The 12,513-nt window shown below is 65.8% G+C and carries 13 protein-coding genes; 6 read left to right on the plus strand and 7 right to left on the minus strand.

Annotated features, from left to right (window positions below; genetic code table 11):
- Positions 1-13: 13 nt before the first annotated feature.
- Complete coding sequence (locus EX88_RS0119215; RefSeq protein ID WP_031373610.1) at positions 14-457, plus strand: helix-turn-helix domain-containing protein; 444 nt, start codon at positions 14-16, stop codon at positions 455-457.
- A gap of 111 nt (positions 458-568) precedes the next feature.
- Here EX88_RS0119215 and EX88_RS24030 read toward each other — a convergent pair whose 3' ends face one another.
- The 3 genes from EX88_RS24030 to EX88_RS0119235 form a co-directional block, all read right to left on the minus strand.
- Complete coding sequence (locus EX88_RS24030; protein ID WP_051885319.1) at positions 569-1,621, minus strand: hypothetical protein; 1,053 nt, start codon at positions 1,619-1,621, stop codon at positions 569-571.
- Between the two features lie 627 nt (positions 1,622-2,248).
- Positions 2,249-2,872, minus strand: a complete 624-nt coding sequence (locus EX88_RS0119230; protein WP_031373612.1) for a response regulator — start codon at positions 2,870-2,872, stop codon at positions 2,249-2,251.
- Positions 2,873-3,190: 318 nt separating this feature from the next.
- Positions 3,191-3,436 (minus strand): hypothetical protein, encoded by a 246-nt coding sequence (locus tag EX88_RS0119235; protein ID WP_152566372.1) that lies wholly within the window; start codon positions 3,434-3,436, stop codon positions 3,191-3,193.
- Here EX88_RS0119235 and EX88_RS0119240 point away from each other — a divergent pair.
- The 5 genes from EX88_RS0119240 (at position 3,420) to EX88_RS0119260 (ending at position 6,955) form a co-directional block, all read left to right on the plus strand.
- Positions 3,420-4,139, plus strand: coding sequence for a hypothetical protein (locus EX88_RS0119240; protein ID WP_223619102.1), 720 nt, complete (start codon positions 3,420-3,422; stop codon positions 4,137-4,139). The two genes, EX88_RS0119235 and EX88_RS0119240, sit on opposite strands and share 17 nt — an antisense overlap.
- A 59-nt stretch (positions 4,140-4,198) precedes the next feature.
- A complete protein-coding gene (locus tag EX88_RS0119245; RefSeq protein ID WP_081931238.1) occupies positions 4,199-5,341 on the plus strand; it encodes a type IV secretion system protein in 1,143 nt (380 codons plus the stop codon).
- Positions 5,338-5,835: a DUF4189 domain-containing protein gene (locus tag EX88_RS25430; RefSeq protein WP_036149500.1), complete on the plus strand. Its 498-nt coding sequence runs from the start codon at positions 5,338-5,340 to the stop codon at positions 5,833-5,835. The genes EX88_RS0119245 and EX88_RS25430 overlap by 4 nt, the downstream gene beginning before the upstream one ends.
- Before the next feature lie 71 nt (positions 5,836-5,906).
- Positions 5,907-6,386: a DUF4189 domain-containing protein gene (locus EX88_RS25435; RefSeq protein ID WP_161786150.1), complete on the plus strand. Its 480-nt coding sequence runs from the start codon at positions 5,907-5,909 to the stop codon at positions 6,384-6,386.
- A gap of 35 nt (positions 6,387-6,421) precedes the next feature.
- Positions 6,422-6,955, plus strand: coding sequence for a hypothetical protein (locus EX88_RS0119260; protein ID WP_031373618.1), 534 nt, complete (start codon positions 6,422-6,424; stop codon positions 6,953-6,955).
- A gap of 141 nt (positions 6,956-7,096) precedes the next feature.
- Here EX88_RS0119260 and pabB read toward each other — a convergent pair whose 3' ends face one another.
- From pabB to EX88_RS26605, 4 genes are all read right to left on the minus strand, one after another.
- A complete protein-coding gene (gene pabB, locus EX88_RS0119265) occupies positions 7,097-9,310 on the minus strand; it encodes an aminodeoxychorismate synthase component I (RefSeq protein WP_051885323.1) in 2,214 nt (737 codons plus the stop codon).
- A 58-nt stretch (positions 9,311-9,368) separates the two neighbouring features.
- Positions 9,369-10,100, minus strand: a complete 732-nt coding sequence (locus EX88_RS0119270) for a 4'-phosphopantetheinyl transferase family protein (protein ID WP_051885324.1) — start codon at positions 10,098-10,100, stop codon at positions 9,369-9,371.
- A 339-nt stretch (positions 10,101-10,439) separates the two neighbouring features.
- Positions 10,440-12,089 carry a M4 family metallopeptidase gene (locus EX88_RS0119275; RefSeq protein ID WP_051885325.1) on the minus strand — a complete coding sequence of 550 codons (1,650 nt, stop codon included), beginning with the start codon at positions 12,087-12,089 and terminating at the stop codon, positions 10,440-10,442.
- Positions 12,090-12,096: 7 nt separating this feature from the next.
- Complete coding sequence (locus tag EX88_RS26605) at positions 12,097-12,282, minus strand: hypothetical protein (RefSeq protein ID WP_161786151.1); 186 nt, start codon at positions 12,280-12,282, stop codon at positions 12,097-12,099.
- Between the last annotated feature and the right edge of the window lie 231 nt (positions 12,283-12,513).

Below are 12,513 nucleotides of genomic sequence, written 5' to 3' on the forward strand. Positions count from 1 at the left end.
TCCCGGAACCGATATGCCAAATCTCGCTTCGATCCTCAAAGACGAAATCGCTCGTATCTCGCGCAAGGAATGCCGCCGCCTCGTCGACCCGCTGAAGAAGCAGGTCGTCGCCCAGCGCCAGGACATCGCCTCGCTCAAGCGCGAACGCGACAGTCTCAAGCGTGAGGTCGCAGCGCTAAGCAAGGCGCTCGGCAAGTCCGGCAACAAAGCCGTCGCGGCCAAGCCGCAAGCCGAAAGCGAAGGCCGCCACCGCTTCTCCGCGGCCGGTCTGCGCACGCTGCGCAAGAAGTTGGGCGTGTCGGCGGAAGAGTTCGGCAAGCTGATCGGCGCCAGCGGCCAGTCGGTCTATAACTGGGAACAGGAAAAAGCGCGTCCGCGCCAGGCCCTGCTCCAGCAGATCGCGGCCTTGCGCGGCATCGGCAAACGCCAGGCGCAGAAGCTGCTCGAAGCCGGCTGACGAAGTTCGGAGGGATGGATGCGAGGCAGTCCCCGCTGCCGCCGTCGTTGACGAACGTCACCGACGGCGAGCATCGGCGCGATCGCCCGCCCCCTCCTGCGACGACACGGCCTATTTGCCCGACCTGAGGCTCGCCACCGATCGGTTGGGGCAAACCAGGCGCAGCAGGCCATGTCGCAGCAGGCCCGAGGCATCGAAGCCATGGCTGTCGATCTCGACCACGAAGCGCGGCTTGAACCACAGCGCGCCGGGTATTTCTCTGACGTCCGGACTCACCGTGACCGTCGGTTTGATCGTCCCGCCTTTCAGCCGCGATCCGAGCTCGGCGATCAGCGCGCTGTTGAAATCCCCGCGCGCCTGGCCGGCGTAATGCCAGGCTGCCTTGCCTTTAGGTTGTGCGAGCAACAGCGATCCGAAGCCCCGGTCCGCATGGCGCACGCCGGGCGGGGTGTAGCCGACCACGGCGAACTGGCTGGACTGAAGCAAGCGCGTCTTGCGCCAGTCCGGGCTGCATCCGCGCATGTAGGACGCGAAGGCGCGTTTGGAAATCAGCCCGTCGAAGCATTGATTGACGCTCACCGCGCGCGCGATGTCGCCGTTGCCGAGGATGTGGCTGCTATAGGCCAATTCCCGCGGCGCCTGTCGCAGCAGATGCTCGAGCACGGCCTTGCGATCGACCAGGGGCGCGCGCTCGATGCCAATGCCGTCAATTTGCAACAGATCGAACAACATATAGGTCAAGGGCTCGCAGCGGTCTCCCGACAACACCGCCTGCAGCGCGGCGTAGTCGGCTTCGGCGCCGGCGCCGACGATCAGCTCGCCGTCGAAGGCCGCCGATTGCAGCCCCAGCCGCTCCAGCGCCTCGACGATGGCCGGAACGCGCTCGGTCCATTCCGCGCCATCGCCCGACCACAGGCGCGCGCGGCCATCGGCGATCACCGCCAGCATGCGCTGCCCGTGCCATTCCAGTTCGTGCAGCCACTTGCCGTCGTTCGGCGGCGACGGCCCGGCTACCGCCCGTTGCGGCTCGAAGGCTTCGACGGGCCACTCGGCCGGCTTCGCACCGAGCAACAGACTGGCCAGCCCGGCCCAATCGATCCTGCTGCGCGCGATGTCCGCGACCGGTTCGATCCGGCCGGAAATATCGATGATCGCGGGCGCCATCGGGCGCGGGTCCCGCTTCGGTTCCGCGGCGAGCCCTCTATGGGTGGAAACACCGGCTGGCGCGGTGCGCTGGTCGGCGGCATGCGATTCCGATCGGGCGCGGTCCCGCTCGTTCGTGGGCCTGAAAGGCGCGTGCTCGTTAGTACCCAATGCGCTCGCTCCCTGCGGTCGGCGCCGTGACGACGCCACTAGTGTCCGCGATCCGCACGATTGCAGCTGAGGCTTGTGCGGCGAGATCGCAGTGACGCACGTCGCAGGCAGCCATCGCGGTCGTCGCAGCGACGCTCCAACGATCGCGGACTAGCCGATGCCGCATCGACAGCGAGATATCGTCATTGCGCTGCGATAAGCAAGCGGCGTCATGGAATATCCCCGCGACTCGGGCGCCCGGACCCGACGAACCGATCGAAATCCGCAACCGGCGTCTCTGATTACGCTTATACGCCTGCCGACGCAGGGCAACCACTAACGCCGTCGGCGGCTTCGCAAACATCGACGCACGTCAAACTAATGAGTACGTTCACGCCGATGCGCGACCTCACGACGGTCATCACTCGTTCTTGACACGGCTGCGAGCAGTGCCCGGCTCAGCCGCTCGCCACGGCCTTCGACGGCGGATTCGACCGTTCAACCGCCCTGGTCGGTGAAGCCGTGCCTGGCCGCGAGCTTGCTCAAGGAAATCGCTCCGCGCAGGCCCAGCTTCTTGTAAACGCGCGAACGGATGGTACGCACGGTGGTCTCGTCGACCCGCAGCACTTCGGCGATCTGCCGGGTCGTGTACTCCTGCACGGTCAATGCCGCGACCTCCTTCTCGCGCGCACTCAAGCGGCGAAACGGCGACAGGCCCAGCAGAACATTGCGCGGCAGAGCATCGTCGACGAACTCGTGCCCGGCCGCGACCTGGCGGATCGCATACACCAGCTTGTGCGCGCTGCTCGCCTTGGTCAGATAACCGCGCGCGCCGGCATCGAACAACAACCGCGGGATCGAACTGTCGTCGAGCCCGGAGACAATCAGGACCTTGTGCTCGGCGTTCTCGTGCAGCAGTTTGCGGGTCAAACGCAAGCCGTCGGTATCGGGCAGATCGAAATCGCAGAGCACGACATCGACGGCGAGCTTTGGAATCGCCGCCAGCGCCTCGGCGCCGTTTCCCGACTCGCCGACGACGTGGATGTCGGTTTCCCGCTCGATGATCGAGTGCAAGCCTGTCCTTAGCACCGGATGGTCGTCGACGACATAGATCCGAATCATTCCGATCCTCTAGCAAATCCATAGATCGGGGGCGCCGATACTCCAGTGTTGATCTTGCGGAACGACCGATGCGCACGGCGCATCGATGGGCAGCACAGGTCCTTCAATCCGAAGCCCTCGAAGTGTGGATGACGACAATGCAAGAAGCAAAATGTTCTATCCCACACATTACAACGCGACGGATCGATGGCAACGCAGCGACCGCAACCATGGGTTTCGCAACATGCTTCCAAAACGAATCCGTGGCTACAAATCGTCTTCGTTCGTCTACAAATGTGGACTAGCGTCCACAACAATTTTTAGATGACTCATGCCGCATCACAGTCCGTATGCGATAGTTGCTTCGCAAGGGACGGTGCCGGTGATCGAGGTGTTCCGCACGGCCGAATCGAGCGTCGCGGACGCGGCCCGAGGCTGGCCGCAGGCACTCGATGTACGAAGGTTTCGCATGGCGGCACCGGCAAGGTTTTGCAGTCGATCGAGCAAGAAAGGAATCGCAATGAAGCCCGCAAGCACAGGAAGCATCGCCAAGCTACGGTCCTGGTCCATGGCGCTGTTGCTCATCGGCGGTTCGATGGCCACCGACGCCAGCGCCCAACTGGTCGTCAACGACCCGGTCAACCTCACCGCGCATATGCAGCAGATCGCCGAGGATGCGGTCGAGTTCGGCAAGGAGGCCAAGCGCTGGAACGACACTTACAGCCACTACCAGCAACAGCTGATCAAGCTGCAGCGGCTGAACTTCAACTCTTCGCAAATGAGCGATACGTTTCCGCTGCGCCCCGACGACTACGGCATGCAGGACATGTGCCCCGCCGGCGGCGAGGGCGGCGGCGTGCGCGAGCGCATGACCGGCCTGCTGCGCCAGATCGCGCCGAAGATGGACGGCAACATCGTCGAGGAGCAGAAGGCGATCTGCCAGCGCATGGTCCTGGCCGAGAACGCCAAGTACAACGAATCGGTGCGGATGTTGAAGACGCTGATCGAGCGCAACCAGCAGTTCCAGCAGATCGAAGCGCAGCGCGACGGCGCGAGTTCCAGCCAGGGCGCTTTGGCCGCCAACGACAACGAGGCGCAGCGCTTCCTGGTGCGCACCTCGATGGACCTGGATTACTGGCAGGCGCGCATGAAGGCCTATAACGACTACATCGAGTCGCTGAAGTGGGACCAATCCCGCCTGGCCAAACGCGCGCTGCAGGGCAATCGCGGCTCGCTGTTGGGCCAGGTGGTGCAGGCCGCGGCGCTCAAGGCCGCACTCTCTAAGTAGACCTATCAAGCCGGGTCGCGACGACGCGCTCCGGACCGCCACGATGCCAGGGGAAGGCCATGCACGGGTTCAATGGATTGAACGGACTGGTCGATTGGATCGTCCCCTACAGCCAATCGGGCATCGGCGATTTCGTCCTGTTCCAGTTGGTCAACGATTACCTGACCGACCGCATCGACGAGTTCGGCATGCAGTTGATGGGCAGGACCATGACCTGGGCCAGCAGCATCGCCCTGGCCCTGGTCACGCTGTGGATCCTGCTGATGGGCTATCGCATCGTCACCGGACAGTTGCGCGAACCGATGATGGCGCTGGTGGCCAACGCCACGCGCATCGCCGTGATCGTCGGCGTGGCGACGACGATGTCGTTCGGCGGCAGCGACTTGCACCGTTATCTGACCTACGACCTCGACCGCGAAATCCACGGCCTGTTCTCGGGCCGTAGCGGCAAGACCACGGCGCAGAGCATCGACGAGAACCTCGCCTATACCCAGCTCGCCATGAGCGCGATCGACGCGGTCCAGATCGTCCCGGGCGACCCCGAACTGCAGGACCGAAAGGCGCGTGCGGTGTTGTTCGCCGGGGTCGGGGCGGCCAGCCCGGCGATGTCGGCCGGCGCCATGCTGCTGATGTTCAAGTTCGCCATCGCCTTGTTCATCGGGCTGGGGCCGTTGTTCATCCTCTGCCTGATCTTCGATCAGACCAAGGACCTGTTCCGCCGCTGGCTGATGTACGGCATCGGCACCCTGTTCTCGATGGCCATGCTGAGCGTGGTGACCGGGATGTTGCTGGAATTGATGGCGCGCGTGTCCGCAGCCCTGTGGGTGGCGAAGATCGGCGCGATCTGGGGCGTCGATGCCGAGGGCATCAGCAACCAGGCCATGCAGCAGGGCGGACTCGGCCTGGTGATGACCGTGGTCATCATCACCGTGCCGCCGTTCGCAGCCAATTTCTTTCAGGGCACGCTGGGCGGCTTCATGCAGTTCTCGGCGTTTGGGAGTGGGGCTGGCACATCGAGCGTATCGGCTCAGCCCGCTGATTCGACACGGCAATCGCCTGCTCAAGAACAGAGAAGCGGGCAGAGCGTAGGGGTAACCGGTGGTCCAAACTCAATGCATCATTCCACGACGAGGACGACTCAAACTCCCAACTTCGATGCCGATCAGATTCGCAGCGCCAACAGCATCGGCAACCGGTCATGATGGCCTCCCTTCGGTTTTCTGTGGTGTTAGCCATCGCCCTACCGATGGCTTCCGGATGGTCCCAAGCGGAGGGCGGTTGCCCCGCCGGCATGATTCCTTATTCCGGCACATCAACTTCTTCATGCGGCCCGATACCCTCGGGTCCGAGCGGCTCTTGGCTACCAACTGCCAAATGGAAGAATCGCTGGGGTGCGGTTGCAGGCGACGATGCTAGGGGCGTGGTCGGCGCAGTGACCGATCTTCCGAGCAAGCGTGAGGCGAAGCAGGCGGCCATCGAGAACTGTCGCAGTCGTGGCGGAGTCGATTGCACCTTGACCGTCGCCTACGTCAATCAGTGTGTAGTCATCGTCGCCAGCGCCACCCGCTACGCCGCGATCAATGCAGAGAGCGCCGAGACAGCAGCCGAGATCGGTATGGAATCCTGCGAGAAGAAGAACGACGGCGAGTGCAGGCTGTACTACGCTGGCTGCAGTTGGCCGGTGAGGGTCCGTTGAGAATGGCGTCAAAACCTTTGGTATACAGCGCCCATGCTCTTCGCCCACTAGGCTTAAAACGGGAACCGACTATGACGACTCGATTTCTGCTTTCACTCTTGTTGCTGGTTGTTTCAAGCATTGCCCACTCCGAAGGCGGCTGCCCTGCGGGAATGATTCCTTATTCGGGGACATCGACGCGTTCTTGCGGCCCTATCCAATCGGGTCCCGGTGGCGGCATCGCCGGCCCCAAGTGGAAAACCCGCTGGGGAGCCATCGCCTCCGACGATTCCGGCCACTATGGCGTGTCCGTGAATCAGACCAGCAAGGCCCGCGCCCGCGATGCGGCGATCGAGGATTGCCGCGGGCATGGCGGACAGACCTGCAAGTTGCACTTCGCTTACGAAAACCAATGCGTCGCTGTGGCGTCCAGTACCGCCGAATCCTTCTCTGCGAGCGCAGCGACCGGCCTGCAGGCGACAGCGATCTCCATGGAACGCTGCGAAGCCAGCAAGACCGGCAAATGTTGGCTTTACTACACCGACTGCAGTCTCGCGGTACGGGTTCGCTGACAGCCCCACCCCATGCACAGGACGAAGGAACGCCCATGCCCATCACCCTGCCCTCGCCGAACGCCAAGGATTGGTTCGCCGCGGTCCGTTCGATCGAGAACGCGTCGCTGTCGGCCTTGATGGTCTTCATCCTCGCCGTGGCCCTGGCCGTGATCGGCATCCAGACCGGGGCCGAGTCGTTGACTCATTTGTCGCGCTGGGTCGCGGCCGCATCGGCGCTGTTGCACGTGTGGGTCGCCTTGTCCGGAACGCGGCTGGCGGTGTCGGCCCGGCGCCATCTGATGGCACGCTGGGGACGCACGCGCTCGGCACGTCTGGCGCCGCTGCGTCGCGGTCTGCGCAATGCAGCGGCCGGCCTGATCGCGGCCTGGGCGGTCGCGGTGTTGTTCGTGCTGATGGTGCCGTTCATGCGCCTGCCCGTGCACATTCCGGACGCCGGCCTGATCTACGCGTTCTCGATCATCGCCTCGAGCATCCACGCGATCTTCGGCACCGCGCTGTACCGGCAGTTGGCGTATCGCCTGCAGGAGGCGCTGCGCCTGCCCGCGGCCGGCAATATTCGGCTGTAAGGCGCAAGCACCGGCGGCCATGGAGTCGTCCGCGCCTTTCTCGTCCGGCGCAGGTTGGCGCTCGCGGCTTATGACCGAAGAAATCCCGTGGGACGCCGCGCGTACGGAGGGCCAGCGCATCGTCGTCTGTTGCACGACGCCTCAGTCTTTAGCAACGCACACACGCAAGCGCTCGGCTTCCAGCTCGTAAGCGAAGCCGTCGCCGCCATCGCCGAGGTAGCGCCAGACCGGCCGCAGCACGGCCTCGGCCTTGAGCAGGACTTCCTGGAATTCGGCCTCAGGATCGGACAGATAGGTGATCGCGCCGCCGGCGCCGAAGGCGAGCGTGGCGCCGTCGTAGGACAGGGTGCGGATGCCGATGTTGAGATCGGCCACGCGGTTGTAGCCGAGATAGCCGATCGAGCCGCAATAGACGCCGCGCGGGCTGTGCTCCAGGCGGTCGATGATTTCCATGGTGCGTTTTTTCGGCGCGCCGCTGATCGAGCCGCCCGGAAAGGTCGCGCGCACCAGGTCGATCAGGCTGCAGTCCGGGCGCAGCTGCGATTCCACCGTGCTGACCAGCTGGTGCACGGTGCGATAGCTCTCGACCACGCGCAGTTCCGGCACTTCGACGGTGCCGGCGACCGAAACCCGATTGAGATCGTTGCGCATCAGGTCGACGATCATCAGGTTCTCGGCGCCGTCCTTGACCGACTCGGCCAGCTCGCGCGCATAACGCGCGTCGAGTTGGGGGTCGCCGGAACGGCGCGCGGTGCCCTTGATCGGCTTGGTCTGGACACGGCCGCTGCCATCGACGCGCAGGAAACGTTCCGGCGAGGTGCTCAGCACGGCGATGCCGCGGCCGCGCAGGAAGGCGCCGAACGGCGCGGCGTTGCCGCGACGCATCTGCCGGTACAGCGCGTAAGGGTCGAGCTCGGCTCGGAAACGGAAATGATTGGTCAGGCAGACTTGATAGGTTTCACCGTCGACGATGGCGCGCTGGCATTCGCCGATCGCGGCCAGGTAATCGCCGCGGCCGAGATCCATCTCGACCTCGAGCGCTTGCAGACCTTGCGACGGAACCGGGGCATCGTCGACGCGCGCCTGCGCGGCCGCGGCGGCGACGCTTTCGATCCAGGCGTCGGCCTCGGCGCTCTCGTCCTCGAACGCCAGCGCCAGCGCCCAGGCGCGCGCGGTCGCATGGTCGAAGGCGAGGAAGCGGCGTACGCGCATCCACAACGCGTCCGAGGTCGGATTGCCTTCGCCGCGGTCGCCGTCGAACAGCGCCTTCATCTCATAGCCCAGGAAACCGACGAAGCCGCCGCGGAAGTCGAAGGGCAATCGCTTGCCGTCTTCCGCAATGCCGTCCTCGATGGCGACTTCTTCGAGCTCGCGCTCCATGTCGGCGAGCAGGCCTTGGCCGCGGCTCAGCGCCGCGTCGTCCCCGTCGATCCGGTAAGCCAGTACATCGGCATCGTCGACCGCGCCCATGAACGAGCAACCGGCGCTGTCGTCGAGCGCAACCTGGCTGTCGAGCCAGAACGCGTTGGTGCGGCCGGCGAATAAGGCCGAGAACACCGCCTCCGGGTCGCCGACGCCGTCGAGCGGCCGGCAGACCACGCGCAAGCTGCGCAAGGGCGTCGCCGGGCCGGCGTCGGGCGTCATGGCGGGCATCGCTGCTTCAAGCTGCGCCACGATGGGCGCCTGCTCGTCGAGCGTCGACGCAACGGGTGCCTGCTCGACGGGCGCCGATGCTGCCGAGGGCAGCGCCAGATTCACCGAGGGCCGTCGCTGATGAGCGTGCGCCAGGTCGCGGAAGTTCGCGATCAGGTCGATGCCGTGTTCGGTCAGGATCGATTCCGGGTGGAACTGCACGCCCCACTGCGGCAGGCGGCGGTGGCGCAGGGCCATGATCAGGCCGGGATCGGCGTGGGCGGTGGCCACCAGGTCGGGCGGCAGCGGCGAGGCCACGATCAGCGAGTGGTAGCGGATCGCCTCGAACGGCGTCGGCACGCCGGCGAACAGGTCGCTGCCGTCGTGATGCACCGCCGAAGCGCGGCCGTGGTACGGCACCGGCGCGTGGACGATGCGGCCGCCGTGGGCATGGGCGATGCCCTGGAATCCCAGGCAGACGCCGAGCAAGGGCAGGCCGCTGCGGGCGATGGCCTGGCGCGAGACATGCACGTCGGCCTCGCGGGTCACGCTGCCCGGCCCCGGCGAGATCACCACGCAGTCGAAACGGTGGCGGGCGCGCAGCCCATCCCAGTCGTCCTCGTCGTTGTGGACCACGATCGGCGCTTCGCCGAACGCCCGGCCGATCTGGTCGGCGAGGTTCCAGGTGAACGAGTCGTAGTTGTCGATCAACAGGCAACGCATGATCCGGCCATTGTCTTACAAGTCGCCGCCGGCGCATCCGCGCGCGGCGTTGGCAGGATCAGCCCGGCCGGCGCACGCAGGCCACGGTGCGCACCTCGCCGTCGGCGACGAGGTAGTGGGCGGCGTACTCGGCGCCGGACGCGACCGTGGCCGACAGCTCCTCGGTCGCGGCGAAAACGATGCGCTCGGCCTCGATCCGCACGATCCGCATCGCCTCGAAGCCGAAGAAGCGGCCGACCTGGGGATACAAGGCCTTGTACAGGCTCTCCTTGGCCGAAAACACCACCGCCAGGCCGAGGGTGAAATCGGGGAAATGCGCCTGTACGGCCTCCTCCTCGGCCGCATCGACCACTTCGCGGCGTATGTCGGCAGCCATGCCCGGTTGCAGACTGCCTTCGATGTCGATGCCGAGCCCGACCACGTCGGGGTCGGTCGAGGCGATGCAGACCGCACGGTCGCCGGCATGCGAGATCGAGGCGACCACGCCGGCCGGCCAGACCGGCTCACGGTTCGGGCCGATCGCGATGTCGGCGCCGATGATGCCGAGCGCGGCCAGCGCACGCTGCGCGCAGATGCGCCCGGCCAGGTAGTCGCTGCGGCGCTTGGACACGGCGCGGCCGAACTGGGCCGGGAAATGCACGCCGTGGCGTTCGTAGAGCTCGTCGCGATACATCGAGGCGCGGAACCGGCAGCCGTAGCCGGTCAGACGCTTGCCTTCGGCCTCGCACTCGAACGCGGAGGCGGCGAACAGGAAGCCGTCGTCGGTGTCGGGAAACTTATCGGACGCCATCGCACGCGCCTCCGATACGGTTCGGCGCGGGGGCGCACCTGCCCGGCCTGGCCGGAGGGGGCGGCATCGCGGCAGGACGGCGGCTCGACGCGCGGTACGGACGACCATGGCTCATGAAAGGCTCGGTTCGGACGGAGTTGCGGCCCGCATGTTCGATGGCTCGAACCGACGAGGCATGAGGATCGCACACGGACGCGCCGTGCGCGCGGCGCAGGGCCGCCGTGCTCAAACGCGCGCAGCCGCTATTCACCCCACATGATTCACCACACGTCGCGAACGGCCCGCGCCAGCGGGCCGTTCGCACTCGGTCGTTCGAGCCTTGTTTAAGTCAGGCCCGCCTCAGTTGACGTTGGCCGCGCTCCAGGCCCGCGCCACCGCCGCCTGCTCCGGCGAACCGGCGCCGTACAGCTCGCCCGCGGCGGCGATGGTCGCCGCGCGCGCCTGCGGATAGCTGGTGCTGGAGGTGAACTTGGTGGTCAGCGCGCGATACCAGATCTTGCCGGCCTTATCGCGACCGATGCCGGTAATGCCGGTGTCGCCGTTGCAGACCAGCTGGGCCGGGGTCAGGCCCGAACCGGCCGGCACCACCGCGCCTTCGGACACCAGGTAGAAGAAGCGGTTGCCGACGCCGGAGGTGTAGTGCGGGTCGTGGATGCCGCCGGCGCCCAGGTTCGGATCGAAGCCGCCGGCGATATAGCAATTGAACGACTTGCCGTCGACGCCCTGGTTATACATGTCGCGGAAGGCGAGCCCGCCGGTGCGCATGATCTCGCCGATGCGGTAGTCGCCGGGGTCGGCCGGGTTGTTGGCGTAAAACTCGACCAGGGTGCCGAAGATGTCCGAGTTGGCTTCGTTCAGGCCGCCGGCATCGCCCGAATAGGCCAGGTTGGCGGTCGCGGCGTTGACGCCGTGCGACATCTCGTGGCCGGCGACATCGATGCCGACGATCGGGCCGTAACCGCGCGTGGCGTCGCCATCGCCGTAGAACATCACCTTGGTCAGGGCAAAGTAGGCGGCGTTGACGCCGGTGGTGCTGCCGTCGGCGCGCTTGAAGTTGGTATGGGCGTAACTCTTGATGCCGGCGCCGTCGTTGTACAGGCCGTTGCGGCCGTGCACGTTCTTGAAGTAGTCCCAGGTCGCGCCGACGCCGTAGTGGATGTCGGTGGCGACGGTAGCGCGATCGCTGAGGGCGTTATTGCCCCAGACGTTGTCGGTATCGGTGAACAGGCTCGCGCCCAAGGTCGCGAACAGGATGTCGAACAGGTTCGAAATCGCCGCGCCCTTGGCGTCGTAGACGCTGCCGTTGCCGCGGGTGGTGTCGATCAGGTCGAACTTGGTCGCGCTCTTCTGGTCGGTGGCGATGCTCAGGTTGCCGTAATAGAACGTCTTGCCGGTGCCGACCGCGCCGGCGGTCTGCAGGCGGTCCTGGACGTCGAGCACCTTGCCGCTGAGGGCATCGACGTAATAGGTGACGAAACCCGAATGCGTTCGGGTTTCCTCGCCCTGCAGGGTCACCTCGTAGGCGAGCACCGGCTTGGCGCCGCGCGCGTACACCACCAATTGGTTGCCGTGCACCTGGCTGACCTTGCCGTTGAAACGGGCGCCGGCCTCGACCGCGGCGGCGTCGCGGCTGATGCGCGCGCGCAGGCTGGGGCGCTGCTGGCTGCGCAGGGTCGACTGGGTGGCGGCGAGTTGGCCGCGCCGCGATTTGGTCACCACGTCGCCGCCGATCACACGCAGGCCTTGGTAAGTGCGGTCGAAGCGCACGTGCGTGGTGCCGTCGCGATCGACGACGGTATCGCGCGCTTCGAATGCGTCCTCGGCTACGCCTTGCACCGCGCCGAGATGATCGGCGATCAGTCCGCGCGCCTGGGTTACCGCCGCCGAGCCCTCGAGCTCCGCCGCCTGGCTCGCCGGTGCGGCGACGATGGCCGCTGCGATGGCGAGAAAGAGTCCTTCCAGCTTCAACCGCTTCGAATGGATACGCATGGTTTCCTTACTCCCGAAGTGATGATCGAAACACCGGCCCGCGGGGCGGGCGACGGCGGGCCACCCAGCCCGCGCTTCGATCATCGGCACAATCCAGGAGCGCGAAGCGGATTTTCACGGCCGCAATCACGGCAAAACTGCGCAGCAGTTCGGAAATCGTCCAATCGGCGAGGCCGGCGGCGCAGCGCGCCATCGGATGTCACCTGTCGGTTGTCGCGGTTGCTCGTTGCCGTGCTTGCCGTCGTAGCTTTTGCTTTTCCGGTCCATCGTAGACCGGTAGGGCGGACCGCATGGACGCGGGCCGTGCGCAAGCAGGCCATGGATGGCCTGTCTGGAGCATCCCTGCGTCGGCGTCGCACGCCCGGGCTTGTGCCCTTGCAAGGAGAGCCCTTTTCTTTGGTTAGCTTTCCTTTGGGCTTAGCAA

It is taken from the genome of Lysobacter antibioticus (assembly GCF_000731095.1).
Classification (GTDB): Bacteria; Pseudomonadota; Gammaproteobacteria; order Xanthomonadales; family Xanthomonadaceae; genus Lysobacter; species Lysobacter antibioticus_B.

Coding starts and splice junctions, on each gene's coding strand:
- pabB (WP_051885323.1), bottom strand. CDS start 9,310: ATGCGTTGCCTGTTGATCGACAACTACGACTCGTTCACCTGGAACCTC.
- EX88_RS0119235 (WP_152566372.1), bottom strand. CDS start 3,436: ATGAGCAACAGCGCCATGGACCAGGACCGTAGCTTGGCGATGCTTCCT.
- EX88_RS0119275 (WP_051885325.1), bottom strand. CDS start 12,089: ATGCGTATCCATTCGAAGCGGTTGAAGCTGGAAGGACTCTTTCTCGCC.
- EX88_RS0119230 (WP_031373612.1), bottom strand. CDS start 2,872: ATGATTCGGATCTATGTCGTCGACGACCATCCGGTGCTAAGGACAGGC.
- EX88_RS0119215 (WP_031373610.1), top strand. CDS start 14: ATGCCAAATCTCGCTTCGATCCTCAAAGACGAAATCGCTCGTATCTCG.
- EX88_RS24030 (WP_051885319.1), bottom strand. CDS start 1,621: ATGGCGCCCGCGATCATCGATATTTCCGGCCGGATCGAACCGGTCGCG.
- EX88_RS25435 (WP_161786150.1), top strand. CDS start 5,907: ATGACGACTCGATTTCTGCTTTCACTCTTGTTGCTGGTTGTTTCAAGC.
- EX88_RS26605 (WP_161786151.1), bottom strand. CDS start 12,282: ATGGCGCGCTGCGCCGCCGGCCTCGCCGATTGGACGATTTCCGAACTG.
- EX88_RS0119260 (WP_031373618.1), top strand. CDS start 6,422: ATGCCCATCACCCTGCCCTCGCCGAACGCCAAGGATTGGTTCGCCGCG.
- EX88_RS0119270 (WP_051885324.1), bottom strand. CDS start 10,100: ATGGCGTCCGATAAGTTTCCCGACACCGACGACGGCTTCCTGTTCGCC.
- EX88_RS0119245 (WP_081931238.1), top strand. CDS start 4,199: ATGCACGGGTTCAATGGATTGAACGGACTGGTCGATTGGATCGTCCCC.
- EX88_RS0119240 (WP_223619102.1), top strand. CDS start 3,420: ATGGCGCTGTTGCTCATCGGCGGTTCGATGGCCACCGACGCCAGCGCC.
- EX88_RS25430 (WP_036149500.1), top strand. CDS start 5,338: ATGATGGCCTCCCTTCGGTTTTCTGTGGTGTTAGCCATCGCCCTACCG.